The following is a 26751-nucleotide window of genomic DNA, read 5'->3' on the forward strand; positions in this document are numbered from 1 at the left end:
ATGAAAGTAAAAACAATATTAGTATCTCAGCCAGAGCCTAAAACAGACCAACAATCACCCTTTTCGATTTTATCAGAAAAGCAAAAAGTGAAAATAGATTTTAGATCTTTTATTCACGTTGAAGGATTAACCGTAAGAGAGGTTCGTAACCAAAAAATTGATTTAGGAAAATATTCTGCCATTATACTAACCAGTAGAAATGCAGTAGATCATTTTTTCAGAATTGCTGAGGAGATGAGATTCAAAGTGCCAAATGAATTAAAGTATTTTTGTCAATCAGAAGCAGTCGCATATTATTTACAAAAATATGTGGTTTACAGAAAACGTAAAATTTATGTTGGAAAAAGAACGTTTCCTGAATTGTGTGAGTTAATTAAAAAGCATAAAACAGAAAAATTCTTATTACCTTCATCAGATAAATTAAAAGATTTAATTCCTGAATCTTTAAACGCCATGGGAATTGATTGGACCAGAGCTGATTTATATAGAACTGTAACTAGTGACTTGTCAGATTTAGAAAAAGTAACCTACGATGTTTTGGTGTTTTTCAGCCCATCTGGAATTCAATCATTATTTAAAAATTTTCCAGAGTTTAAACAAAACGATACAAGAATCGCTGTTTATGGAAATTCAACAGTTAAAGCAGCAACAGAAGCTGGTTTAAAAGTTGACATTGCTGCACCATCACCAGAAACTCCTTCTATGACGATGGCTTTAGAAAAATATATTAAAGAAGTAAATAAAAAATAATTTTTTACTTTTGAAAAAAAATACAAAAGAGCCTATTTTAATAGGCTCTTTTTTTATATCAAATCACGTATGTTTCAAATAGGGAAAACACTAGTATCAGAAGAAGTCATAGAAAATGATTTTGTGTGTAATATTTCGGCCTGTAAAGGAGAGTGTTGTGTAGCGGGAGAAGCAGGAGCTCCTGTGTTAGATGAGGAAATTAAAAAATTAAACGAGGTATATCCAAAAATCAAGCATTTATTACGTTCAGAGGGAATAAAAGCTATTGAAGAACAAGGGACTTACACAACTTCTAAGTTTGGAGAGCATGAAACAACGCTAGTAAACAACAAAGAATGTGCTTTTGTTACTTTTGATGAAAAAGGAGTTACTTCTTGTGGAATTGAACAAGCTTATAATCTTGGATTGGTAGATTGGAAAAAACCAATTTCATGTCATTTATATCCAGTTCGTGTACAAGAGTACGAAGAATTTTCGGCTGTAAATTATCATCATTGGGAAATTTGTGATGATGCCTGTTCTTTGGGAAAAGAACTACAGGTTCCTGTATATAAATTTTTAAAAAATGCATTGATTCTAAAGTTTGGAGAAAATTGGTATATGGAGTTAGAGAAAGTTGCTGAAGAATGGAAAAAACAGAAGAAGAGTTAACAAGTTTTTTCTTAAAAAAGTTAAAAAAAGCCTTTACAAATTCTTTGTTTGTTGGGCTTTTTTTTATTATCTGAAATTACTTATTTAAAACTATTTTAAATATAAACACTTGTTTTTTAGTGTTTTGTACAAAGTCAGTGTTTATGCTGCATTTTGACAGATTGTTAAGAACTTTCAAGATTTGTGGATAAGTAGTTCTTTCATTCAAGACTATTTTTTGCAATCTTTGTTAGCACGATAAAATAATAATCACACTAGAAATTAAATAATAGATATGTCTCAAATTGAACCAATTTTACAAGACGACCCAAATAGATTCGTAATTTTTCCTATCCAACACCAAGATATTTGGGAATGGTACAAAAAACAAGAAGCAAGTATTTGGACAGCTGAAGAAATTGACTTACATCAAGATGTTGTTGATTGGGAAAATAAATTAAATGATGATGAGCGTTATTTCATCAAACATATTTTAGCTTTTTTTGCTGCTTCCGATGGAATTGTAAACGAAAATTTAGCTGAAAACTTTGTAAGTGAAGTTCAATATGCAGAGGCAAAATTCTTCTATGGTTTCCAAATCATGATGGAAAACATTCACTCAGAAGTATATTCTTTGTTAATTGATACTTATGTGAAAAATGAAGAAGAAAAAAACAAACTTTTTAAAGCTATTGAATATTTCCCAGCGATTAAGTTAAAAGCAGATTGGGCTTTAAAATGGATAGAGTCAGAATCTTTTGCCGAACGCTTGATTGCTTTTGCAGCAGTTGAAGGGATTTTCTTTTCAGGTAGTTTCTGTGCAATCTTCTGGATGAAAAAACGTGGATTGTTACCAGGATTAACCTTTTCTAACGAGTTGATTTCTCGTGATGAAGGATTACACTGTGATTTTGCAGTACACTTACACAACAACCATATTGTAAATAAAGTACCTAAAGATCGTATCAAAGAAATTATTATTGATGCTTTAGATATTGAGAAAGTATTTATTACAGAATCCTTACCAGTAAGTTTAATTGGAATGAATGCTAAATTGATGAGTCAATACTTAGAATTTGTAACAGACAGACTTTTAGTTGAATTTGGATGTGAAAGAGTGTATAATTCTAGCAATCCTTTCGACTTTATGGATATGATATCATTAGAAGGGAAAACAAACTTTTTTGAAAAAAGAGTTTCAGAATACCAAAAAGCAGGAGTAAAATCTGGTGGAACAGGAGAAATTAGCTTTGATGCTGATTTTTAAGAATAAATAAATTAATCACTTTTTTTAATATGCTACAATGCTATGAAAATAGTGTTGATAGGATGTTATTCTCTAAAAACTAACTAATTTAAAAGATAAAGGCATATGTACGTAATTAAAAGAGATGGACACAAAGAGTCTGTGATGTTTGATAAAATCACGGCTAGAATTAGAAAAATTTGTTACGGATTAAACCCATTGGTAGATCCAGTAAAAGTAGCAATGCGTGTGATTGAAGGGTTGTATGATGGAGTCACCACTTCTGAATTAGATAACTTAGCAGCAGAAATTGCCGCAACCTTAACTACAGCACATCCTGACTATGCAAAGTTAGCGGCAAGAATTTCAGTATCTAACTTACACAAGAATACAGAAAAATCTTTTTCTGCAACCATGAAAGAATTGTATGAGTATGTAAACCCGCGTACAGGTTTGGCATCTCCATTGCTTTCAGATGAAGTGTATAAAGTAATTGAGGAAAATTCAGCTTTATTAGATTCCTCAATTGTATATGATAGAGATTTTAACTACGATTATTTCGGTTTTAAAACTTTAGAGCGCTCTTATCTTTTAAAAATTAACGGACAAATTACAGAACGTCCACAACACATGTTAATGCGTGTAGCAATAGGTATTCACTTAAATGATATTGAAGAAGCTATTGAGACTTATAACTTAATGAGTAAAAAGTTTTTTACACATGCAACCCCAACTTTGTTCAATTCTGGTACCCCAAAACCACAAATGTCTTCTTGTTTTTTATTACAAATGCAAGATGATAGTATTGATGGTATTTACGATACTTTAAAACAAACGGCAAAAATTTCTCAGTCAGCTGGGGGTATCGGTTTGTCTATTCATAATATTAGAGCTACAGGTTCTTACATTCGCGGAACCAACGGAACTTCTAACGGAATTATTCCAATGTTAAAAGTTTATAATGATACGGCTCGTTATGTAGATCAAGGAGGAGGTAAACGTAAAGGTTCTTTTGCTATTTATATAGAACCTTGGCATGCTGATATTTTTGAATTTTTAGATTTAAGAAAAAATACTGGAGCAGAGGAAAAACGTGCAAGAGACCTATTCTTGGCATTGTGGATTTCTGACTTATTTATGAAGCGTGTTGAAGAAAACGGGGAATGGACGTTGATGTGTCCTAATGAATGTCCAGGTTTATATGATACTTATGGAGAAGAGTTTGAAGCATTATACACCAAATACGAAGCGGAAGGAAAAGGACGTAAAACCATTAAAGCTCGTGAATTATGGGAAAAAGTTTTAGAATCTCAAATAGAAACTGGTAATCCATACATGTTGTACAAAGATGCAGCGAACCGCAAGTCTAATCAAAAGAATTTAGGGGTTATTCGTTCTTCTAACTTGTGCACAGAAATTATGGAATACACAGCAAAAGACGAAGTTGCGGTTTGTAACTTGGCATCTATTGCAATTCCAATGTTTGTAGAAACAAATGACAAAGGCGAAAAGTTCTTTAACCACGATAAATTATACAAAGTAGTTAAAAAAGTAACTCGTAATTTAGATACGGTTATTGACAGAAACTACTATCCTGTAAAAGAAGCAGAAAATTCTAACATGAGACACCGTCCTGTAGGATTGGGAATTCAAGGATTGGCTGATGCTTTTATTATGTTAAGAATGCCATTTACTTCTGATGAAGCAAAGCAATTAAACAAAGATATTTTTGAAACCTTATATTTTGCAGCAGTAGAATCGTCTATGGAAATTGCTACAAAAAAAGGAGCTTATTCTACATTTGAAGGCTCTCCAATGTCACAAGGAGAATTTCAATATAATATGTGGGGAGTTAAGGATGAAGAATTAAGTGGTCGTTGGAATTGGGCTGAATTAAGAGAAAAAGTAATGAAGAATGGTGTTCGTAACTCTTTATTAGTGGCTCCAATGCCAACAGCATCTACTTCTCAAATTTTAGGAAACAACGAAGCTTTTGAACCTTATACCTCAAATATTTATACTCGTAGAGTATTGTCAGGAGAGTTTATTGTTGTTAATAAACACTTATTAGAAGATTTAGTTGAGTTAGGTTTATGGGATAATGCTTTAAAAGAAGAGTTGATGAGAGCCAATGGTTCTATTCAGCATATTGAAGGAATTCCACAAGACTTAAAAGATTTGTATAAAACAGTTTGGGAATTAAGTATGAAAGATATTATTGATATGTCTCGTCAAAGAGGATATTTTATCGATCAATCTCAATCATTAAACTTGTTTATGGAAGATGCTAATTATTCTAAATTAACCTCAATGCACTTCTATGCTTGGAAATCAGGATTAAAAACAGGAATGTATTATCTAAGAACAAAATCTGCAGTAAATGCAATTAAGTTTACCTTAAATAATGATAAAAAAGTAGAAGATAAGCCTTTAACTCCAGAAGAATTTAAAGCCATGGTTTTACAATCTAGAGAAAATCCAGATGATTGTGAAATGTGTGGATCTTAAAGAATAAAGTAAATATATACTCCTAAGAGATTTTTTAGTGTGGTAATATTAACACATACTAAATACTCTTAGGAGTTTTTATATAATTTGTTTAACCTTTTTTAATCTAAAATAGAGGGAGAAAAATAATGCACAAAAAAAGGGATACTGGAAATACCCCTTAATTTTTAATTTGAAAGTTTTTAGCTTTGGACGGCAAAAAAAATATTTTCAAAAAATAGAAGAAACAGACAGAGATTACCTCATCTTTCCTTATTTACTTCAAAAGTAACTAATTCTAGTTTCTCCTACAAAATAATTATTTCCGCTTTTATTAATAAATATTCAAACAGGTCTATATTTCAAAGGGAATAATAGCTGTTTAGAGTGTTAATAACTTATTAAGTTATGATTAGATTTAACAAAAAAATAGTAAAAAAAGGAAATGTTTTAAAAGAGGACACAGGAATAAAGGTTTCTGATTTAGTCAAATTATTAGGAGAAGACTCTATGTCAATAGAGTTTTTGGAATTATTAAATTTTAAATCCATAGAAGATGAATTTATCAATATTAAAGGAGCTACCACAATAGTTGAAACTCAGAAGTTAATAAACTCAAAGTTTAATAAAATAGATTTATTAAGTTCGCTAAATAATATATCACTGTATGATGATATGGAGTTTACTATTAATTTTCATAATATATGTAGTAGTGATTATTTTGAGAAATTAGGAGTGAAAAATATTTCCGTAAGTCCTATTTATTCTGCAAAGAGAGATTTCTTCACTTGCTTATACCAAATGGATAAATATGCAAACAAAATAATTCAATGCGGATATAGTGATCTTGTAAAATTAAATTTTGATTATCTTAAAAAAGTATGTGCGATAGATAAGAAGTATAGAATTTTACATGAAATAGATGAAGATAAGTACTACTTAAGAGCTATTATTTCTCAAAAAAAATATCACAATTATGATAATAATTTGACAATAGTTATAGGTTTATTAACACTTCACGAAGAAATGAAAAGAAATAATGTTTTTTATAGCTTAAATATGTTTGAGTATAATGAATCATTTGTTAAAATGTATTTTGAAAGTTCAGATCGAAGAGAGTTAAAAGATATTGGTTATGTGAAAAATATTATTATTGTATCAAATGATGAGATTAAAAGAGAAGCTTTAAGATTTTCAGCTGTCTGTTCTATTGTTTTTGATGAAACAAAATTTGAAGAATTAATTATGCTGCCAAGAAATATAAAGTCAGATATCTTATCTATAAAACATAATCAAGTTCCTAAAACAGCAATATCCGAATTAAGGAGTATCTCAGATGCTAAAAAGATTCATGATGAGTTGTTTGAAGATATTTCTAAAATTCATACTATAAGAAATCCTGAGCAAATAAAATTTTTGGTTAGAGAAAAAATAGAAAAAGCAAAGAGAGACGAAGTTAAAAAAATCAAAGGCTCATTAATTAATGAGTTAGATAAAAAAAGAATAAGGAATGTAGTTGATCTATTATCAGTATTTAAGAAAATAGAATTATTAGCTGAAGAGGATATTGATGCTCTTTCTTATTTAAGATTTATTATATATCAAGCATTAATTCTTCGAAAGTAATTTTTAATGTTCAAGTATCATTAAAGCCGCTTTGAAATTTCAAAGTGGCTTTTTTGTTTTATGAAATAGCTTCTGATTTCATGACAGATTAGCTTTTAGTTTATTTATATTTGTGCTTTCAAAAAAACAAGGCATTTGTATGGCACAAAAACCAAGTATTCCTAAAGGAACTAGAGATTTTTCTCCTGTTGAAGTAGCAAAAAGAGATTATATTTTTACTACCATTAAGTCTGTTTTCCAAACTTTTGGATTTCAATCTATAGAAACACCTTCTTTTGAAAACTCAGAAACCTTAATGGGGAAGTATGGAGAGGAAGGAGATCGATTGATTTTTAAAATCTTAAATTCTGGAGATTACTTAAGTAAAGCTGATGAAAATTTATTGGCAAGTAAGGATAGTCAAAAATTAACAAGTGTCATTAGTGAAAAAGCCTTGCGTTACGATTTAACTGTGCCTTTTGCACGTTACGTGGTACAACATCAAAATGAAATTGAATTTCCGTTTAAGAGATATCAAATTCAGCCAGTTTGGAGAGCCGATCGTCCTCAAAAAGGTCGTTTTAGAGAATTCTATCAATGTGATGCCGATGTAGTAGGAAGTGATTCTCTTTGGCAAGAAGTAGATTTTGTTCAGTTATATGATACCGTTTTTACCAAGTTGGGACTAAATGGTGTAACTGTTAAAATGAACAACCGAAAAATATTATCAGGTATTGCAGAAATTATTGATGCTAGTGATAAGTTAATCGATTTTACGGTGGCTTTAGATAAGTTAGATAAAATTGGGAAAGAAGGAGTAACCAAAGAAATGCTAGAAAAAGGTATTTCTGAAGAAGCCATAGAAAAAGTAGCTCCCTTATTTGATTTTACAGGAACCAATCAAGAGAAATTAAATCAGTTAGCTAATATGCTGGCTAGTTCAGTAGAAGGAACCAAAGGAGTAGAAGAATTAAGATTCATTATAGATACCATAGAAACGATTGGATTACAATCGGCAAATTTAACTTTAGATGTAACTTTAGCTCGTGGATTAAATTATTACACAGGTGCTATTTTTGAAGTAGCGGCTCCAGAAGGTGTAAAAATGGGATCTATTGGAGGTGGAGGTCGTTACGACGATTTAACAGGAATCTTTGGTTTAAAGGATATGAGTGGTGTTGGAATTTCTTTTGGGTTGGATAGGATTTATTTGGTTTTAGAGGAGTTAGGGTTGTTTGAAGAAGTAGCTCAGCCAAGACCAGATATTTTATTTATCAACTTTGGTAATGAAGAAGCACTTTATGCGACCAAAGCCATTGCCAAGCTAAGGGCAGAAGGAATTAAATCAGAATTGTATCCTAGTGATGCAAAAATGAAAAAGCAAATGATGTATGCCAACAAAAGAAACATTCCGTTTGTGGTGTTGGTAGGATCAAAAGAAATAGAAGAGGGTACTTATACGTTAAAAAATATGAGTACAGGTGAACAATTGGTGTATAAGTTAAATGAATTGCTACAAGTCGTAATTAATTCGTAAATTTGCACCCTATAATTTTATAAATATGTCCCAAGAAATTGACATAATGAACTACGAAGAGATTGATGATATAGGAGATAACCACATTGGTGATGTGACTAAAACTCCAATGCGAGCAGATGCTTTTGAATTATCTGATGCTGAAAAGATAGAGAAAATTCAAAAAAATGTTAAAGAAATCATGGAAACGTTAGGGTTAGACTTAACGGATGATAGCTTGCAAGGAACTCCAAGACGTGTGGCAAAAGCCTATGTTAAAGAATTGTTTGGAGGTTTAAATCCAGAAACCAAGCCTAAGTTATCTACCTTTAACAATAGCTACCAATATGGTGAAATGTTGGTAGAAAAAAATATAGTGGTTTATTCTACTTGTGAACATCACTTATTACCTATTATTGGTAGAGCACATGTTGCTTATATTTCTAAAGGTACTGTGGTAGGTTTGTCTAAAATGAATCGTATTGTAGATCATTTTGCAAAAAGACCTCAAGTACAAGAGCGATTAACTCGTCAGGTTGTAAAAGCTTTACAAGAGGCTTTAGGAACAGAGGATGTAGCTTGTATAATAGATGCTAAACACTTGTGTGTAAATTCTAGAGGAGTAAAAGACATTGAAAGTTCAACAGTAACGGCTGAGTTTGGAGGTGCTTTTAAAAATGTTGATAAACAAAAAGAATTTAGAGATTATATCAAATTAGAAACTAAGTTTTAATAGAGTTTGATGTTATATAAAAATAAAAAAGCCGAGCAATTTTAAATTGCTCGGCTTTTTTATAACTAATCTTCGTCGTCATCTGAATCTTCATCTTTTAGTAAATCTTCATCTACATCAAGATCATCAGCAGGTTCGTTATCGCTGTCTTCATCATTTTCTTCAACAAAGTTATCAATGGCTTTGTCTAATTTAGTTCCAACTTTTACCAAATAAATATCATCGCCTAATTTAATTTCAAGAGCTTCAATAAGTTCTCCTTTGTGGTTTTTAAATTTTAAAACATCTCTATCAGTGTATCCATCAGGATAATCTTCCATAATGATGTTTAAGATTTCGTCTGTTACTTTTGAGTGGTCAATTATGATTCTTTTCATAAGAACTAAGGTTTGTCGTTAGTTGTCTATTTCAAAGACTATATAAGGTTGTTTGTTTTGTTGTTTTAATTGTTCTTATTCTTCATCATCTGAGAACTTTCCAATTTTATTTTTCTTGGTGCTAAAATCATTTTCATCAATTCCTAGGCTATCATCTTTTTCTAATTCAAATTTATAGCTTAACATTTTGTAGTATAATTTTGCAGCTAAAGCATCAGAAGTTTTATCATGTTCGTTAGGACATAATTCAACCAAGTCGAACCCTACTACATTTTTTTCTTCAAACACTTTTCTTAAAAAGTCTAAAGTTTCATACCAAAATAAACCTCCTGGTTCTGGATTTCCTACAGACGGCATAATAGAAGGATCAAATCCATCTAAGTCAAAAGAAATATATACATTATCTGTCATGGCTTCAATAGCATTTTCCATCCAATAGTCATCAGTAGCCAAATCATGAGCAAAGAAAACTTTGTCATAATCAATTACAGTTTTTTCAATATGCCCCATGCTACGAACTCCAACTTGTACTAAATTGGTTACTTGGCTTGCGTGGTACATAGAACAGTTATGGTTAATTTTAGATCCTAAATGTTCTTTTCTAATTCCCGCATGTGCATCAATTTGTAATACTGTTAAATTATCAAAATGCTCGTTAAAAGCTTTTATAGTTCCTATTGAAACAGAGTGCTCTCCACCAACAATAGTTACAAATTTATTTGTGTTTAAATACGTTTTTACGTTTTCGTAAACAGCAGCAGACATAGCTTCTGGCGTTTTGTTTTCAGAAACAGCATCTGCCAAAAAGATTCCTTGTTTGTATACTTCAGAATCTGTTTCAATATCATAAAGTTCAAGGCTTTCAGATGCTTTTAAAAAAGCTTGAGGAGCTTTGTCACTTCCTTTTTGCCAAGAATCGGTTCCATTATAAGGAACAGGGATTAATACGACTTTAGCAGTTTCTTTTTTAGCGTATTCGCTAGCGATGTTTGCGTAGTTATTTTTCATAACCCAAAATGTTTAAAAATTCTTGATAAGATTGTTTTTCTCTAAAAACGGTGGTTGTTAATTTTCCGTCTTTACTTTTTTGTATAATTAATTGTTTTGGTTGTGGAATTAAGCAGTGTTGTAAACCTCCAAATCCACCTATTGATTCCTGATATGCACCTGTATTAAAAAAGCCTATGTATAAAGGTTTGTCTGGGTGATATGTTGGTAAATAAATAGCGTTACTATGTTGTTCTGAGTTGTAATAATCATCACTATCACATGTTAATCCTCCTAATAATACTCTTTCATAACTTTCGTTCCATCTGTTAATAGGCAACATAATAAAACGTTTGTTTATGGCCCAAGAATCTGGTAAAGTGGTAATAAAAGAAGAGTCAATCATGTTCCATAACTCTCTATCGTTTTGTTGTTTTTGATATAAAACTTTATAAAAATTTGCTCCACTTTCCCCTACGGTAAAACTTCCAAATTCTGTAAAAATATTGGGTACTTCTACCTTAGCATCTTCACATACAGTATTGATTTGATATACAATTTCATCAACCATGTATTCATAATCATATTCAAATCCTAAAGAAGATTTGATTGGAAACCCACCACCGATGTTTAAAGAATCTAGGGTTGGACAGATCTTTTTTAAGGCTACATATACTTTTAAACATTTGTGTAATTCGTTCCAATAATAGGCGTTGTCTTTAATACCTGTATTGATAAAAAAGTGCAACATTTTTAAGTTTACCTTAGGATTTTCCTCAATTTGTTTTTTGTAAAAAGGCACTATATTTTTGTATCCAATACCTAGTCTAGAAGTATAGAACTCAAACTTTGGTTCTTCTTCTGATGCAATACGGATTCCTACATTAAAACTGCTATTTATTTCTTCTTCTAATAAAGATAATTCTTCATAATTATCAATAATAGGAATGCAGTTTTTATGTTTGTTGTTAATTAAATCTGCAATATTACTTACATATTGCTCCCTTTTAAAACCATTACAAATCACAAAAGTGTCTTTGTTAATTTTACCGGTTTCTAATAGGGCATTTACAATGTTAATATCAAACGCTGATGAGGTTTCTATGTGAATATTATTCTCTAAAGCCTCATCTAACACGTGTTTAAAGTGTGAACTTTTAGTACAGTAAGAATAAAAATATTTACCTTGATAATTGTGTTTTTCAAAAGCACTAGCAAACCAATTTTTAGCTTTCTGAATGTTTTCTGAAATTTTGGGTAAATAAGTTATTTTTAATGGAGTTCCATGCTCTTCTATTAGTGCCGAAACGTCAATGTCGTGAAACATTAGCTCGTCGTCGTCTGTAAGTTTAAATTCTTCTTGTGGAAAATAAAAAGTTTGGTTGATTAAATCTTTGTATTTGTTACGCATTTTTTGTTTTTGAAATTTGATAAATAACTCCTAAATGTTAATATCTTATTAGATACTAATTTGGACATTTTTTTATGAAATACAAAATACTACACTCTAATTACTAAATACACGTGTCTTAACCTTAAAACTTTAAAAGGGTTGTTTACAAAAAGAAAAAATTTTGAAGAATACTTTTTTATTCCGTTATGACTACTTGCCATATTATGTGTGCTTAATATCTTCATGCAGACATAACCGAAAAATAAAAACAATAACATTTTTACAATTGTATATATGAGCAAAAGTAATTTTTTTTTTGAACTGAAAAAGCAATTTTAAAAAAAAGTAAAAAAAAAAACAATCACAGCCCGTAATTGTTTAATTATATTGATATTCAATAGGTTATATTGTTTGTTTCCTTTTGGTAAAATTGCAATATCTTAATAAATATTTAAAGAAAATAATTTTATTTGTATTTTTTGTTTCTATAAAAGGTAGGTTTTTTAGAAACCAAAATTTATTCCTTTTTTTGCAGCGATGGCCATTTCTTGTTCCTGAATTTTGTCTGCTTTTGTAATGGCATCATTTAATGCTAAAATTAAATAATCCTCTAAGGCTTCTTTATCACTTAGTAAATTTTCGTTTATGTCTATTTTTTTAACCTGTTTGCTTGCAGAAATGGTGACGTTTACCAAACCATTCCCACTGTTACTTTCTATTAAAATATCATTTAATTTTAATTTAGCTTCCTCTACATTTTTTTTAGCGTCTTGTAATTGACTCATCATTTTAGACATATCTCCAAACATAAACTTCTAATTTTAATTTTTAAACAATATAAAAAGATAATTAATATCTTCAGTAAAATATTCATCAAGACTATGAAAAACATTCTGCAAAGAAATGTCTTTATCCTATTGGGAATTGCTATTTTTGCTCTCTTAATAAAATGCCACAAAATGAAGGTGATAACAGCTCCAATAGCCGATAAAATTCCAACAAAATTAGTAAAACATGAAGATGTTCGCATCGATAATTATTATTGGATGCGTTTGTCTGATGCTGAAAAAGAAGCGGAAAATCCATCGGATAAAACACAAAAAGTATTAACGTATTTAAGTGAGGAAAATTCTTTTTATGAAGAAGAAACCAAGCATACACTTAAGTTTCAGGAAGATTTATTTCAGGAAATGAAGAGCAGAATTAAAGAAGATGATAGTTCTGTTCCTTATTTTAAGAATGGTTATTTCTATATTACTCGTTATGATTTTGGTAGTCAATATCCAATTTATACACGTAAAAAAGGTTCCTTAGATGCTGAGGAAGAAATTTTATTAGACGTGAATGTGCTGGCAGAAGGGTATGAATATTTTGATGTTGGCGGACTATCCGTAAGTACCAATAATAATTTATTGGTATATAGTGTAGATAATACTGGTAGAAGACAATATACCCTGTTTTTTATGGATTTAACTACAGGGAAAATGTTAAAAGATACTATTGAATTTACCACAGGTTCTGCTACTTGGGCAAATGACAATCAAACGTTGTTTTACACCAAAAAAGATCACATTACATTAAGAAGTGATAAAATTTATAGACATACCTTAGGAACTACTTCTGGAGAAGATGTGTTGGTGTTTCACGAAAAGGATGATACCTATGGAGTTTATGTGGGAAAAACAAAATCTAAAAAATATCTTTTAATAGGTTCATACAGTACCTTACAAACGGAATATCAATATTTAGAAACCGATAATCCTACGGGAGATTTTAAAGTTTTTCAAGCCAGAGAAGATGGTTTAGAGTATAGCATTACGCATTTTAATGACTCTTTTTATATTCAAACCAACAAAGATGGAGCGACCAACTTTAAGTTGATGAAAACATCTGAAACTGCTACAAGCAAAGAAAATTGGATAGATGTCATTCCACATCGTGAAGATGTTTTGTTAGAAGACATGACTATTTTTAAAGATTTCTTAGTATTAGAAGAGCGTAAAGACGGATTGGGTAAAATAAGAATTATTAAATGGGATGGAAGTAATGATTACTATTTACCATTTGCAGAAGAAACTTATTCAGCCTACGTATATGGAAATCCTGAGTTTGATACCCCATGGTTAAGGTTTGGTTATAATTCTATGACTACTCCAAGTTCTGTAATAGATTTTAATATGAATACTCAAGAAGAAATCATTAAAAAAGAACAAGAAGTACTAGGAGGGAAGTTTGATAAAAAGAACTACATAAGTAAACGTATTTGGGTAACTGCCAGAGATGGAAAAAAAGTAGCGCTTTCTATTGTGCATAGAAAAGATACCAAGATTAACGAAAATACACCTGTATTTATGTATGCTTATGGTTCATACGGACATACTGTAGATGATAGCTTTAGTACTACCCGTTTAAGTTTGTTAGACAGAGGTTTTGTGTTTGCTTTGGCTCATATTCGTGGATCGGAATATTTAGGAAGACCTTGGTACGAAGATGGAAAACTATTAAACAAGAAAAATACTTTTAATGATTTTGTAGATTGTGCAAAGTATTTAATTGATAACAAAATGACTTCTCCAGCGCATTTGTATGCTATGGGAGGATCTGCAGGAGGTTTACTGATGGGAGCAGTATGTAACATGAATCCTGAATTATTCAATGGAATAATTTCAGCAGTTCCTTTTGTAGATGTTGTAACAACAATGTTAGATGAAAGTATTCCTTTAACTACAGGAGAATATGATGAGTGGGGAAATCCTAATGATAAAGTTTATTATGATTACATCAAATCTTATTCTCCATATGATAATATAGAAGCAAAAGCGTATCCAAATATTTTTGTTACTACAGGTTTACACGATTCTCAAGTGCAATATTGGGAGCCTGCAAAATATGTTGCCAAATTAAGAGAGTTAAAAACAGACAATAATAAGTTGTACTTGTACACCAATATGGAAGCGGGACACGGAGGTGCCTCTGGTCGTTTTGATTCTTTAAAAGAAACTGCCATGGAATATGCTTTCATTTTAGACTTAGAAGGTTTAGTAGAATAATTCAAAAGAATATATAAACAAAAAACCGAGCAATTTGCTCGGTTTTTTTGTTTAAGTATCTTAATGGGATTTAATTAAACAAGATTTTTTAATCTTAGGCAACTATTTTCAGACACATGTAGTCTATATATTTGTAAGGCATCAAAACTATAAAAACGATTGAAAACAATACCATTGCATCATCAAACAAATCAGTTAATAGCTGATGCTGTTCTTCAAAAAAGAGAGGCACAACAACGTTTGTTTGAGCAATATTCTCCTAAAATGTTAGGGGTTTGTAGGCAATATGTAAAAGATTTACATCATGCAGAAGATTTAATGCTTCAAGGGTTTTTAAAAGTTTTTACTAGTATTTCTCAATTTAAAAATGAAGGAAATTTTGAAGGTTGGATACGAAGAATTATGGTAAATACTTGTATTACGTATTTACGTAAAAAACATCCGATACAATTTTCAGATGATGAATTCGTCTTTGATGTACAGGCAGTGGTTAGTATGGAAGGTACGGAATTAGAAGATATTCAGAAATTAATTGATGAATTGCCTACAGGGTATAAAATGGTTTTTAATTTATATGCTATAGAAGGTTATAAACACTCAGAAATAGCAAAAGAATTAAATATTACAGAAAACACCTCTAAATCACAATTATTTAAAGCAAGAAAATGGTTGCAAGAGAATTATATAATCATGAATAGAACAGTAAATGGAGACAAATAATATTGATGAGATTGTTAGAGGTTTACTAAAATCTAGAACAATACAACCTTCAAATTCTGCATGGGAACGTTTGAGTAATCAGTTAGATACCGTTCCTCAAAAGAAGAAACGTAACTGGTTTTTATATATAGGTTATGCTGCTGGTATATTGCTATTAATTTCAGTAGCCTTTGTGCTGAGTTTTAATGAAGATTATTTTAGTTCATCAAATAAACTAGCCAATAATGTGATAACCGATAGTACAAAGTTGATAAAACCAATAGTAGAAAAATCAACCAAAAAACCGAGTGAATCAGAAAATGTTCTTGTTGCTTCAAATCAAGATTCTTTTAAGGAGGTTCCTATTATAAAAATGAATTATATAAAAATTAAAACAAGTGCCAAAATACCATTAGATGTTGCTGACTTAGGTTTAAAGATTGAAAAAAAAGAAGTTCCTGTTGTGAAGAAAGAATCAAATTCTAGGATAAAAATCAATAGCGAAGATTTGTTGGCTTCTGTGACAGATGATCAAGAAATATATCAAAAGTACTATGCTCAATATCATGTTAATAGAGATGAACTTTTAAGAACAATTCAACAAGAATTGGATGAACAAAGTCTTGATGTAGATGCCAATACGTTATTGGCCGAAGTGGAAAAAAGTGTTGATGAAGAAACTTTTAAGAAGAGTTTTATAAAATTAATAAAGGGAGAGTTTAGAACCTTAGCGACCAGCTTAGCAAATAGAAATGACTAAAAAGAAAATAAAAATGGAAAGAAATTTATTAATGTTACTGTTGTTCTGTACAACTTTTGTTTTTTCTCAAGAAAAATATTTTGAGAACGAAGTAAAAAAAATATCAAAAAATATTGAATCAATTACAAAAACACAAAAAGATTCTTTAAGAGTAAAAGTCGGAGAAATTAATAAAAAATTAGCATCTAGAATAATTACACTAGAGGAGTCAAACCAATTAAAAAAATCTGCAGCAGCATATCATGCCAAAAGAATAGAAGACTTGGTAGGAGTACAAGAACATAAATTACAACAGTTGGTACAAGATAAAACCAATGATAAGATTAAGAGTAGAGATGAAATTGATACAGAGGAAGATGTTGATGTTTCTTTTAGTATAGATAATAAAAGGTTTAGCATTGCAGTTGAGGATGATAAAGACAAAAAGAAAAAAAAGGAATTAAAAAAAGAGCCAAAAAATAAAAAAACAACTTCTCAGCTTGTTTTAGCAATGGGGATAAATAATGTTTTAGTTGATAATCAATTATCTTCCTTGGAGAATTCAAATTATAAATTTTGGCAATCACATTTTTATGAAATAGGATGGACGTGGAAAACACTTATGGCTAAAGAGTCAGGAAAAATGTATTTTAAATATGGTGTTTCATTTTTATGGAATAATTTAAGAGCAACAAACAATCAATATCATAAGGTTAATGTAGATAAAACTGATTTAGTGGTTAGCACAGTAAACTTGTCTGAAAGTAGACTTAGAAACGTGCAAATGATATTTCCTTTATATTTAGAATTAGATTTATCTAAAAACGGAAAATATTCTAATGGAAGAAAACGAGATAAAACCAATGAATCTATTAGGTTAGGAGTCGGAGGTTTTGCGGGTTTTAAATTAGGAACAAGGCAATATTTAGAATATAAAGATGCTGATGGATTAAAAATTGAAGAATTACAAAAAGGAGATTTTAATACCAGTATTCTTAATTATGGAGTCAGTGGATATATAGCTTACAAAAGTTTTGGAATTTATGCAAAGTATGACTTAAATCCTTTATTTAAAAATACGGAAATTAGGAATGTTTCTTTAGGGATTAGATGTGATATTCTTTAGTTATGATATAAAAAAAACCGAGCAAATTGCTCGGTTTTTTTGTTCAATAAAATAAAATTTATTCATTATCGTTTAGGTTGATGTCCTCATAAGCATTCATTCCATGCTCATGAATATCTAACCCTTGTTTTTCTTCTTTTTCAGAAACTCTTAATCCTATTGTTTTTTTAAGAGTAAATAAAATAATAAAAGAGGTAACCAAACAAGTAATTCCTACGACCATTACTCCATATGCCTGAGTCCCTAATTGAGAAAAAGATCCAGTATTAAAAAGTCCTTTATCTCCCCAGATTCCCACAGCTAAAGTACCAAAGGTTCCACAAATTAAGTGTACACCAATAGCTCCAACAGGATCATCCATTTTAAATCTATCAATAATACCAACAGCAAAAACAATAATGACTCCTGAAATGAATCCGATGATAATAGCATCTAAAGGAGACATTAAATCTGCTCCTGCAGTAATACCAACCAATCCAGCTAAGGCACCGTTAAATGCCATGGTAATATCATAAGTTTTAAATTTTAAGTATGAAGTTACAAAAGCAGCTATAATACCAGCACTTGCAGCCAATGAGGTAGTTACTAAAACTAGTGAAACTGTTCCTGCATCTGCAGATAAAACAGAACCTCCGTTAAATCCAAACCATCCGAACCATAACAAGAAAACTCCTAAAGCAGCTAAAGGAATGTTATGCCCAACGATAGGTTTGATAGAACCATCAGACAAATATTTTCCTAAACGAGGTCCTAATAAAATAACAGCAACTACTGCAGCCCAACCACCAACAGAGTGAACAAAAGTAGATCCTGCAAAATCATAAAATCCCATTTGACTTAGGAATCCACCTCCCCAACCCCAAGAACCTATAATTGGGTAAACAACACCTACATAGAATAATGAGAAAATTAAGAAAGATCCTAGCTTTATTCTTTCAGCTACGGCACCAGATACAATAGTTGCAGCAGTAGCGGCAAACATTCCTTGAAATAAAAAGTCTGTCCAATAGGTAAAACTTCCATTATAGTCAACTGTTAGTCCATTTTCAGGAAGAGAAATTCCAAATCCAGAGAAATTAAAAACAGAAAAATCTCCACCAGGATACATTAGGTTAAAACCGCAAATAGCAAAGGTTAGCAGTCCTATTGCAACAATCATAAAGTTTTTAAATAATATATTGATGGCATTTTTAGATCTAGCCAAACCAACTTCTAAAGTTGAAAATCCTAAATGCATAATGAATACCAATGCAATTGATACCATCATCCACAAGTTATTAATTGTAAAATTTAAAGTAGTTTCCATAGTAGTGTTTTATCTTAAAGTTTCTCCTCCTTTTTCTCCAGTTCGTATTCTATAAGTTTCTTTGACATCGTAAACAAATATTTTACCATCTCCAACTTCACCTGTTCCCGCAGTTTTGATAATAGTGTCAATGGTTACTTTTTCAAAATCATCATTAACCACTATAGATAAGTATCTTCTTTGGATATCAGCAGTACTAAAAGAGATTCCACGGTACACTTTTCCAATTCTTTCGTTTCCTAATGCGGTAACATCCCAATAAGAAAAGAAGTTGACACCTACCTCATGTAGGGCTGTTTTTACTTCAGAAAATTTTGATTTTCTGATGATTGCTTCGATTTTTTTCATTCAGTTTCGTTTTATATTCGGGAGCAAATATAAGAGATATGAAATTAATAGCCATTTTAGAATAAAAAAAATACGTAGAATTTAAAAATCCTACGTATTTTTTATGTTATTAGTATTTGAGAAATAATTCTAAGTAGTCTAAGTATTTTATCTTAAAGTTCCTCCACCTTTTTCTCCAGTACGAATTCTATATGTTTCTTGTACGTCGTAAACAAAAATTTTACCATCACCAACTTCACCAGTAGCCCCAGATTTTAAAATAGCATCAATAGTTACTTGTTCAAAATCGTCATTAACAATGATAGATAAGAATCTTCTTTGAATATCTCCCGTACTAAAAGAAATACCACGATAAACCTTACCAATTCTTTCGTTTCCTAAAGCTGTAACGTCCCAGTAAGAAAAAAAGTTAACTCCTACCTCGTGTAATGCACTTTTTACTTCTGAGAATTTAGATCTTCTTATAATTGCTTCAATTTTTTTCATTTTAAATAATATTTTCTAATTTAATAAATATACAACTTTACTTCTATAAAAAACAGCCTAATTCTGTAAAAAGATTTAGGCTGTTTTTATATAAACTTAAAACAAAAGATTATTCGTTGTAAACTCCAATTCCGTGTTCAGCCTTATCTAATCCTTCAATTTCTTCTTTTTCAGAAACTCTCAATCCGATAGTTACTTTTAAGATTTTGAAAACAATATAAGAACAAACTATTGCCCATGCACCATAAGCCAATACACCAGTAGCTTGAACTCCTAATAAAGCAAATCCACCACCATTGATTAATCCACCATCAATAGCAAATACACCAATTAATAAAGTACCTAAAGCACCACATACACCGTGTACAGAAACTGCTCCAACAGGATCATCAACTTTTAATTTTTCATCAATAAATGTAATAGACATTACAACAACAACTCCAGCAATTAATCCCATAATAGTTGCAGAACCAGGAGTTACAGCAGCACATCCAGCAGTAATACATACCAATCCAGCTAATGCTCCGTTTAATGTCATAGAAATATCTGGTTGTCCATAACGTAACCAAGTGTACATTAAGGCAGCAAACGCACCAGCAGCAGCAGCTAAGTTTGTAGTAATTAATACAGATCCAACAGCAATTACATCTTCTTCAGATCCAAAAGCTAATTGAGAACCTCCGTTAAATCCAAACCATCCTAACCATAAAATCATTACCCCTAAAGCACCTAATAATAAGTTGTGTCCTGGAATTGCTTGAGAAACTCCATCTTTATATTTTCCAATTCTAGGCCCAACCATGATTGCACCAATTAAAGCAGCCCATCCACCAACAGAGTGTACAATAGAAGATCCTGCAAAATCAACAAATCCTAAATCAGTTAACCATCCTTCACCTTGCCAAGTCCAGTGACCAGCAATTGGATAAATAATAACAGTCATGATAAAAGAGAAAATCACGTAAGTAGAGAACTTTGTTCTTTCTGCTACGGCTCCAGAAACGATAGTTGCAGCTGTTGCAGCAAACACAGTTTGGAAGAATAAGTTGTACATGTCAGCTCCTTCATTGTAAAATAAGCTAGGAGTTCCAATAAATCCTCCAATGGTTTCACCATACATAACGGTGTATCCAATTGCCCAGAATCCTAAAGAACCTACAATTAAGTCCATTAAGTTTTTCATAATAATGTTTCCTGCGTTCTTAGAACGAGAAAAACCAGTTTCTACTAGGGTAAATCCAGCTTGCATAAAGAATACTAAGATTCCTGATATAATTATCCACAAAGCTCCCATAATTGCACTTGTATCCATAATATAAATTTTTTAAAAGTTTTTGTTTAGTTTTATTTTAAAGTTTCACCACCTTTTTCTCCAGTACGGATACGGTAAGTTTCTAGTACGTCTGATACGAAAACTTTTCCATCTCCAACTTCACCAGTTGAAGCTGTTTTTAATAAAGTTTCTACTGTAATTTGTTCAAAATCATCATTTACAATGATTGATAGCTGACGTCTTTGGATGTCGTTAGTGCTAAAAGATACTCCACGGTATACTTTACCCACTTTTTCATTTCCCAATCCAGTCACATCCCAGTAAGAAAAGAAGTTAACACCTACGTCGTGTAAAGCTTCTTTCACTTCAGAAAACTTTGATTTTCTGATGATTGCTTCGATTTTTTTCATAATTGAAAGTTTAATTTAGGTTGAATATATTTTTGTTATCTGGCAAGACTCACATCTTGCCAGATGATTTTTTAAACTTTTCTAAGAATTAGAAAGAGTATACTGCAGCTACAGTGAAAGCTGTTACACTATCTTCAGTAGGGAAAGCACCAGCTGTAGTGTTTTCGATAATCATGTCATCAGAAGAGTCATATCTACCTTCAGCAATTAATTTTAAATTTTCTGTTAAAGTAAAATTAGCAGATAAAGTGATTGCTGTTACCGATTCATCAGCATTAGCATCTCCATTATATTGGAAGAATTCTGGACGTAATCCTAAAGAAAATGAATCAGAGAACGCATTCTGTAAGTATAAAGCAGCACCTTGATATCCAGACTTAGCATCTGAAGAAGAAGAATATGCAGCATTAATTCCTAAGTATAAAGTTTCAGAGATATCAAACCCTCCTGTATAATCTAAATATAATTGATCTGTTGCTCCAAATCCATCGGCACCGTAAGCAAGGTTGAAGTATTGTCCTTTGTATCCTACTTGTGCACCTAATTGAGCATTACCACTACCATATCCTGTTACAAACTCTCCGTGAGGATTAGTTACCGCTAACATGAAAGATAAATCATCAGAAACAGCATAGTCTAATTTAGCTCCAATATGAGTAAAAGGACCTGCGTTAAATAAATAAGATACTGTGTAGTTAAAGTTAGCAGCAGGAGAAATTACCTCATAACCTAAGAAAGTGTTAAACTGACCAGCAGTAATTGTTAATTTGTCATTTACACTGTAATAAGCATATAATTGGTTGATTCCATTTACACCAGCAGCATCTGCAGCTCTTGGTCCATAAGCTAAATCAACAACAGCTCCAGCTTTTCCAGTTTCGTATGCAAAAATAGTATTAGCCATTCCTAATCCAAACATAGTTGCATTTTGTGGGCTATCTACTAACAAACCAGGAGTACCAGGTCCATCAATAGTGTTTACTGTTCCGTAAACATCAACAGTTCCAGATACAGTCAATTTTCCTTCTTGTGCAAAAGTTAACATTCCTGTTAACATCATTGCTGATAAAATAATTTTTTTCATGATAAAGTTTTTTATGTTTTTAAGTTTTATCTGAGACAAAGCTACGTATTAATACGTATGTTGCAAGAAAAAAGCACCTGTTTTTTCGCAGTTTTATACGTAGGTATTGTGTTTGCTGAGTAAGTAGCTGAAAAAATAAGTAAAATAAAGCTTGTTTTATATGATAGTTGTCTATACATTTGTTGTATAAACAATTGATAAAACTGTCAAAAATATGGAAAACATACATAATAAAGCTGTCATAAACTTAATGTTAACAGGTAATTATGTTGTGGAACATCTTAACAGTTTCTTAAAAGTGTATGATTTAACAGTACAGCAGTATAATATATTGCGAATTTTAAGGGGTCAGGATGGATTACCTATTAACTTATATGAGTTGCAAGACCATATGATACATAAAATGAGTAATACTACTAGACTTGTAGACAAACTTAGAACAAAAGAGTTATTAGAACGTAAGGTTTGTGAAACTAACAGACGAAAGATTGAAATATCAATTACAGATAAAGGTCTGGGGTTATTAGCAGGAATAGATCAATCTTTAATAAATTATGAAAAGAGCTTGGTTCATAAATTAAGTCAAGAGGAACTTATAAAATTATTAGAATTATTAAAAAAAATAGAAATTAAATAAATAAAAACAATTAAAAAAGATGAAAACAACAAGTATTAAATCAACAGTATTAGCAGGATTTGCATTTTTAGCGTTAACAGTTTCTGCATTTGCAGGAGGAAAAGATCCTATTAAAGTAGAAAAAAGTACCATTGCATGGGTAGGTAAAAAAGTAACTGGTCAACACTCTGGAACGATTTCTTTTAAGGAAGGAGAAGTAAAATTAAAGAAAGGTGCGTTAGTAGGAGGAACTTTTGTTGTAGATATGAACTCTATTAATGTAACTGATTTAGAAGGTGAGTACAAAGAAAAGTTAGAAGGACATTTAAAGTCTGATGATTTTTTTGGTGTAGAAAAGTTTCCAGAAGCAACTTTTGTTATTACTTCAGTTGAAGGTTCTGTAGTTAAAGGTGATTTAACGATTAAAGGTCACACTGAAAAAGAATCTTTTAAATTAACTACAAAAGGAAATACTATTAGTGGTAATGTTGTGATTGATAGAACTAAGTTTGGAATCCGTTACGGATCTAACTCTTTCTTTGACAACTTAAAAGACAAAGCTATTAATGATGAGTTTGAATTAACGTTAAACATTGTATTCTAAATAAAGAATCACTTTTATAAAATTTTAAAACCCGGTAGTGAAAGCTATCGGGTTTTATTTTTAAATCGTATTTTAATATTCTTATATATAAGACCGCTATATTTCTTAAATTCGCAGAACAAACAAAAGTACACATGTCTAAATTTGAATTAAAATTACCCAAAATGGGTGAAAGTGTAGCAGAGGCTACCATTACTTCTTGGTTAAAAGAAGTAGGAGATTTTATTGAGTTAGATGATTCTATTGTAGAAATAGCTACAGATAAGGTAGATTCTGATGTGCCGTGTGATGTGTCAGGTGTTTTAGTAGAAAAAAGATATCAAGAAGGAGATATTGTTAAGGTAGGTCAGGTGTTGGCTGTAATTGAAACCAATGCCAATGAAGTAGATAGTTTTCCTACAAGTGAAAGAGAACAAGAGGTTGAAGTAGATATTGAAGAAGCTATTTCAGTGGTTGAAGCTGATGTAAATGATGTCATCACCCAAGTATCAAACACTACCAAAACAAATATTGCCAATACAGAAGGAAATTTTTACTCTCCTTTGGTTAAGAAAATTGCAAGCACTGAAGGAATTTCTCAAAAAGAATTAGATGGCATTCAAGGTACAGGTCTAGATGGAAGGGTAACCAAAGATGATATTTTGGCTTATGTTGATAAAAGGCCTAAAACTGCAGCTATTGCTGTTACTTCTCCAAAATCAACAAATGTAAAAGAAAATAAAACTTCTACAGAAAAAGTAGATAATGCTCCTATTAATTTAGAAGTTAACTCAGGAGATGAGTTGATTACTTTGTCAAGAATGGGTAAAATGATTTCAGATCATATGGTGCATTCTAAACGAAAAGCATCACATGTACAATCATTTATAGAGGTAGATGTTACCAATGTGGTAAAATGGAGAGATAAGGTTAAAGATGTTTTTTTAAAAAGAGAAGGAGAAAAACTGACTTACACACCAATTTTTATGATGGCGGTTGCACAAGCCATTAAAAAGTATCCTTTGGTTAATATTACTTTTGATGGAGTAGATAAAGTAGTGGTTAAAAAATCTATCAATTTAGGGATGGCATCTGCTTTGCCTGATGGGAATTTAATTGTTCCTGTGATTAAACATGCAGAAAATTTAAATTTAGTTGGTATGACCAAAGCAGTAAATGATTTGGCCTTACGATCTAAAAACAATGCTTTAAAACCAGAAGATGTAAAAGGGGGAACTTATACCGTAACCAATATTGGTGGTTTTGGTTCTATTTTTGGAACTCCAATCATCAATCAACCAGAGAGTGCTATTTTAGCGTTAGGAGCTATTAGAAAAACGCCTGCTGTAATAGAAACTCCAGAAGGAGATTTTATTGGGATTCGTCAAAAAATGTATATCTCACATTCTTATGATCATAGAGTGATTAACGGAGCTTTGGGAGGAATGTTTATCAAAGAAATAAAAGATATTTTAGAAGCTTGGAATGTAAATCAAGAATTTTAATACGATTCTTTTAATCATAAAAAAGCCTGCTATCAAATTGATAGCAGGCTTTTTTAGTTGTATAATTTTTTACTTGCTTATTTCTTTTTCAAAAACTTCTGTTAAAATATCATGAGAACTCATATTAGGTTCTTGAATTTGTAAGATACTAGAAATTGTTGGGGCTATTTGAGTAATGTTTACAGGTTTTTTAACATTTGTTCCTTTACTAATATTAGCACCATAAAATAAGATAGGAATATGGGTGTCGTAATTATATCCGCTTCCGTGAGTGGTTCCTGTTTTAATATAATGATCACTAATAACAGCGGGTTCAAGAGAAATTAAAATATCTCCAGATCTTTTTTGGTTATACCCCTCTTGTAACAAACTAATTGGTGCCTGCGTAAATTCACTTCTTTGCATGGTATGTGCAGATACAGCTCTGTATATATAACTATAAGTTACAATTTCATCAATAATTGTATTTTCAACTTCTTCTATGTTTAATCCTAATTTTGTTATTTCATCATGGTTTAAGAAAATTTGTTCATTAGAATAGTTTTCAATCAAATTTGTAGATTGATATTTTTGTTTAGTAAACTCATTTAATTTAGCTAAGAAGTCATCAGCAGAGAAATAACCTCCAGGTATTTTGTTGTCCATTAAATAATTAGGAATTTGTACTACAGCATGGTCGGCTGTAACAAACAATACATAATTGTTTTTACCAACTTTTTTATTTAGGTAGCTGATAAAATCATCTATATCATTATTTAAACGGATGTATGCATCTTCCGTTTCTTTAGAAGCAGCTCCATATTTATGACCAATATAATCTGTACAAGAAATACTAATGGCTAAAAAGTCTGAGTAATCTTTATTTTTACCTAAGTTTTCATTTTTTACAATTTCTTTGGCAAAATCTAAAGTCATAGTGTTTCCAAAAGGAGTGGTTTTTAGCAAGCTATATCCTCCATTTTTTTCTTTAAGCGTTGCTAAATCATGAGGGAAAATAGGTTTTTCTTCTCCGTTAAATACACCTTCGTAATGGTTGTGATCTTTAATGCTTTCAGAATATTCGTTGATGTTTTTTTGAGTCATCCATGGAGATGCTAAATATTCATCAAGTTGAAGTTTATTTGTAGTGTTATATAAGGTTACCCAGTTAGGTAATTCTTTAGTGTAATAAGTACTGGTTACCCAATTCCCTATTTTTCCACCATCAAACCAATAAGCAATGTCTGCAGCATGTCCTACAGGTAAAATAGAAGATCTATCTTTAACGGCCACTCCAATCACTTTTCCGTTAAAATTTTGAGCTAATTTTAATTGATCAGCTACTGTAGAAGCAATTAATCTTTTAGGAGATTTTTTACCTTCATCAGTAGAGCTACCAACCGTTTCATAATTTTCATCATCTACTACATAAATAGATTTTTTAGCATATTTATCATACCAATTATTTCCAATAATACCATGGTTTTTTGGAGTTGTACCTGTGTAAATAGAGGTGTGTCCAACGGCAGTATAGGTAGGGATGTAGTTAAAGTGAGCGTTTTCAAAAGTAGTTCCGTTTTTAATAATTTCATTAAATCCTTTAGAACCAAATTTGTCCTTAAATCTTTGTAGGTAGTCATATCTCATTTGATCTACAACAATTCCAATTACAAGTTTAGGTTTTTTAGTTGTTTGTGCGTTTCCGATAAAAATACTACTCAATACAAGTAGGGTGGTTAGTTTTCTCATTTTAAGATTATCTTTTATTATATACGGCATTAAAAGTAGTTATATTAGAGTAGTTGTTTGTTAAGGATTTGATA

Annotated in this window: 25 protein-coding genes; 14 read left to right on the top strand and 11 right to left on the bottom strand. The window is 31.0% G+C overall.

Annotation, left to right across the window (positions count from 1 at the left end; genetic code table 11):
* From QVZ41_RS06420 to folE, 7 genes are all read left to right on the top strand, one after another.
* Positions 1–750 (top strand): uroporphyrinogen-III synthase, encoded by a 750-nt coding sequence (locus QVZ41_RS06420; RefSeq protein ID WP_302883723.1) that lies wholly within the window; start codon positions 1–3, stop codon positions 748–750.
* Positions 751–819: 69 nt separating this feature from the next.
* A complete protein-coding gene (locus tag QVZ41_RS06425) occupies positions 820–1401 on the top strand; it encodes a DUF3109 family protein (protein ID WP_302883724.1) in 582 nt (193 codons plus the stop codon).
* 274 nt (positions 1402–1675) lie between these two features.
* On the top strand, positions 1676–2647 hold the full coding sequence (locus QVZ41_RS06430) for a ribonucleotide-diphosphate reductase subunit beta (RefSeq protein ID WP_302883725.1): 972 nt from the start codon (positions 1676–1678) through the stop codon (positions 2645–2647).
* A gap of 105 nt (positions 2648–2752) precedes the next feature.
* Positions 2753–5134, top strand: a complete 2382-nt coding sequence (locus QVZ41_RS06435) for a ribonucleoside-diphosphate reductase subunit alpha (RefSeq protein ID WP_302883726.1) — start codon at positions 2753–2755, stop codon at positions 5132–5134.
* A 387-nt stretch (positions 5135–5521) separates the two neighbouring features.
* Positions 5522–6739 carry a hypothetical protein gene (locus tag QVZ41_RS06440; protein ID WP_302883727.1) on the top strand — a complete coding sequence of 406 codons (1218 nt, stop codon included), beginning with the start codon at positions 5522–5524 and terminating at the stop codon, positions 6737–6739.
* Positions 6740–6878: 139 nt separating this feature from the next.
* Positions 6879–8255 (top strand): histidine--tRNA ligase, encoded by a 1377-nt coding sequence (gene hisS / locus QVZ41_RS06445; RefSeq protein ID WP_302883728.1) that lies wholly within the window; start codon positions 6879–6881, stop codon positions 8253–8255.
* A 46-nt stretch (positions 8256–8301) separates the two neighbouring features.
* Positions 8302–8967 (top strand): GTP cyclohydrolase I FolE, encoded by a 666-nt coding sequence (gene folE, locus QVZ41_RS06450; RefSeq protein ID WP_420896125.1) that lies wholly within the window; start codon positions 8302–8304, stop codon positions 8965–8967.
* Between the two features lie 65 nt (positions 8968–9032).
* Here the strand turns inward: folE and QVZ41_RS06455 are convergent, their stop codons facing one another.
* The 4 genes from QVZ41_RS06455 to QVZ41_RS06470 form a co-directional block, all read right to left on the bottom strand.
* Entirely contained in the window at positions 9033–9344 is a 312-nt protein-coding gene (locus QVZ41_RS06455; RefSeq protein WP_302883730.1) for a hypothetical protein, read from the bottom strand.
* 75 nt (positions 9345–9419) lie between these two features.
* Positions 9420–10352: an agmatinase gene (gene speB / locus QVZ41_RS06460; RefSeq protein WP_302883731.1), complete on the bottom strand. Its 933-nt coding sequence runs from the start codon at positions 10350–10352 to the stop codon at positions 9420–9422.
* Entirely contained in the window at positions 10342–11742 is a 1401-nt protein-coding gene (locus QVZ41_RS06465; protein ID WP_302883732.1) for a type III PLP-dependent enzyme domain-containing protein, read from the bottom strand. Before QVZ41_RS06465 ends, speB begins: the two co-directional genes overlap by 11 nt.
* 485 nt (positions 11743–12227) lie before the next feature.
* Positions 12228–12533: a YbaB/EbfC family nucleoid-associated protein gene (locus QVZ41_RS06470; protein WP_302883733.1), complete on the bottom strand. Its 306-nt coding sequence runs from the start codon at positions 12531–12533 to the stop codon at positions 12228–12230.
* Between the two features lie 150 nt (positions 12534–12683).
* On the opposite strand from QVZ41_RS06470, the gene QVZ41_RS06475 reads away from it, so the two are divergent.
* The 4 genes from QVZ41_RS06475 to QVZ41_RS06490 all read left to right on the top strand — a co-directional run bounded on the left by QVZ41_RS06475 (position 12684) and on the right by QVZ41_RS06490 (position 17338).
* Positions 12684–14774 (top strand): S9 family peptidase, encoded by a 2091-nt coding sequence (locus QVZ41_RS06475; RefSeq protein ID WP_302883734.1) that lies wholly within the window; start codon positions 12684–12686, stop codon positions 14772–14774.
* A gap of 159 nt (positions 14775–14933) precedes the next feature.
* Positions 14934–15494 carry an RNA polymerase sigma factor gene (locus tag QVZ41_RS06480; RefSeq protein WP_302883735.1) on the top strand — a complete coding sequence of 187 codons (561 nt, stop codon included), beginning with the start codon at positions 14934–14936 and terminating at the stop codon, positions 15492–15494.
* Entirely contained in the window at positions 15481–16233 is a 753-nt protein-coding gene (locus tag QVZ41_RS06485) for a hypothetical protein (RefSeq protein WP_302883736.1), read from the top strand. The genes QVZ41_RS06480 and QVZ41_RS06485 overlap by 14 nt, the downstream gene beginning before the upstream one ends.
* 13 nt (positions 16234–16246) lie before the next feature.
* The gene (locus tag QVZ41_RS06490; RefSeq protein WP_302883737.1) at positions 16247–17338 is read left to right on the top strand and encodes a hypothetical protein; all 1092 of its coding nucleotides are present in this window, start codon (positions 16247–16249) and stop codon (positions 17336–17338) included.
* Positions 17339–17396: 58 nt separating this feature from the next.
* Here the strand turns inward: QVZ41_RS06490 and QVZ41_RS06495 are convergent, their stop codons facing one another.
* The 6 genes from QVZ41_RS06495 to QVZ41_RS06520 form a co-directional block, all read right to left on the bottom strand.
* Positions 17397–18644, bottom strand: a complete 1248-nt coding sequence (locus QVZ41_RS06495) for an ammonium transporter (RefSeq protein WP_302883738.1) — start codon at positions 18642–18644, stop codon at positions 17397–17399.
* Between the two features lie 9 nt (positions 18645–18653).
* Positions 18654–18992, bottom strand: coding sequence for a P-II family nitrogen regulator (locus QVZ41_RS06500; protein ID WP_073121434.1), 339 nt, complete (start codon positions 18990–18992; stop codon positions 18654–18656).
* A gap of 147 nt (positions 18993–19139) precedes the next feature.
* Entirely contained in the window at positions 19140–19478 is a 339-nt protein-coding gene (locus QVZ41_RS06505; protein ID WP_302883739.1) for a P-II family nitrogen regulator, read from the bottom strand.
* Positions 19479–19587: 109 nt separating this feature from the next.
* Positions 19588–20790 (bottom strand): ammonium transporter, encoded by a 1203-nt coding sequence (locus QVZ41_RS06510; RefSeq protein WP_302883740.1) that lies wholly within the window; start codon positions 20788–20790, stop codon positions 19588–19590.
* A gap of 32 nt (positions 20791–20822) precedes the next feature.
* Complete coding sequence (locus QVZ41_RS06515) at positions 20823–21161, bottom strand: P-II family nitrogen regulator (protein WP_302883741.1); 339 nt, start codon at positions 21159–21161, stop codon at positions 20823–20825.
* A gap of 88 nt (positions 21162–21249) precedes the next feature.
* Positions 21250–22245: an outer membrane beta-barrel protein gene (locus QVZ41_RS06520; protein ID WP_302883742.1), complete on the bottom strand. Its 996-nt coding sequence runs from the start codon at positions 22243–22245 to the stop codon at positions 21250–21252.
* 214 nt (positions 22246–22459) lie between these two features.
* On the opposite strand from QVZ41_RS06520, the gene QVZ41_RS06525 reads away from it, so the two are divergent.
* From QVZ41_RS06525 to QVZ41_RS06535, 3 genes are all read left to right on the top strand, one after another.
* Complete coding sequence (locus QVZ41_RS06525) at positions 22460–22882, top strand: MarR family winged helix-turn-helix transcriptional regulator (protein WP_302883743.1); 423 nt, start codon at positions 22460–22462, stop codon at positions 22880–22882.
* Between the two features lie 19 nt (positions 22883–22901).
* Positions 22902–23465, top strand: a complete 564-nt coding sequence (locus tag QVZ41_RS06530) for a YceI family protein (protein ID WP_302883744.1) — start codon at positions 22902–22904, stop codon at positions 23463–23465.
* A gap of 134 nt (positions 23466–23599) precedes the next feature.
* The gene (locus QVZ41_RS06535) at positions 23600–24949 is read left to right on the top strand and encodes a dihydrolipoamide acetyltransferase family protein (protein ID WP_302883745.1); all 1350 of its coding nucleotides are present in this window, start codon (positions 23600–23602) and stop codon (positions 24947–24949) included.
* A 69-nt stretch (positions 24950–25018) separates the two neighbouring features.
* Here the strand turns inward: QVZ41_RS06535 and pafA are convergent, their stop codons facing one another.
* Positions 25019–26707, bottom strand: a complete 1689-nt coding sequence (gene pafA / locus QVZ41_RS06540) for an alkaline phosphatase PafA (protein ID WP_302883746.1) — start codon at positions 26705–26707, stop codon at positions 25019–25021.
* Positions 26708–26751 lie beyond the last annotated feature (44 nt).

Origin of the sequence: Wenyingzhuangia gilva (assembly GCF_030519655.1) — a bacterium.
GTDB classification, from domain to species: domain Bacteria; phylum Bacteroidota; class Bacteroidia; order Flavobacteriales; family Flavobacteriaceae; genus Wenyingzhuangia; species Wenyingzhuangia gilva.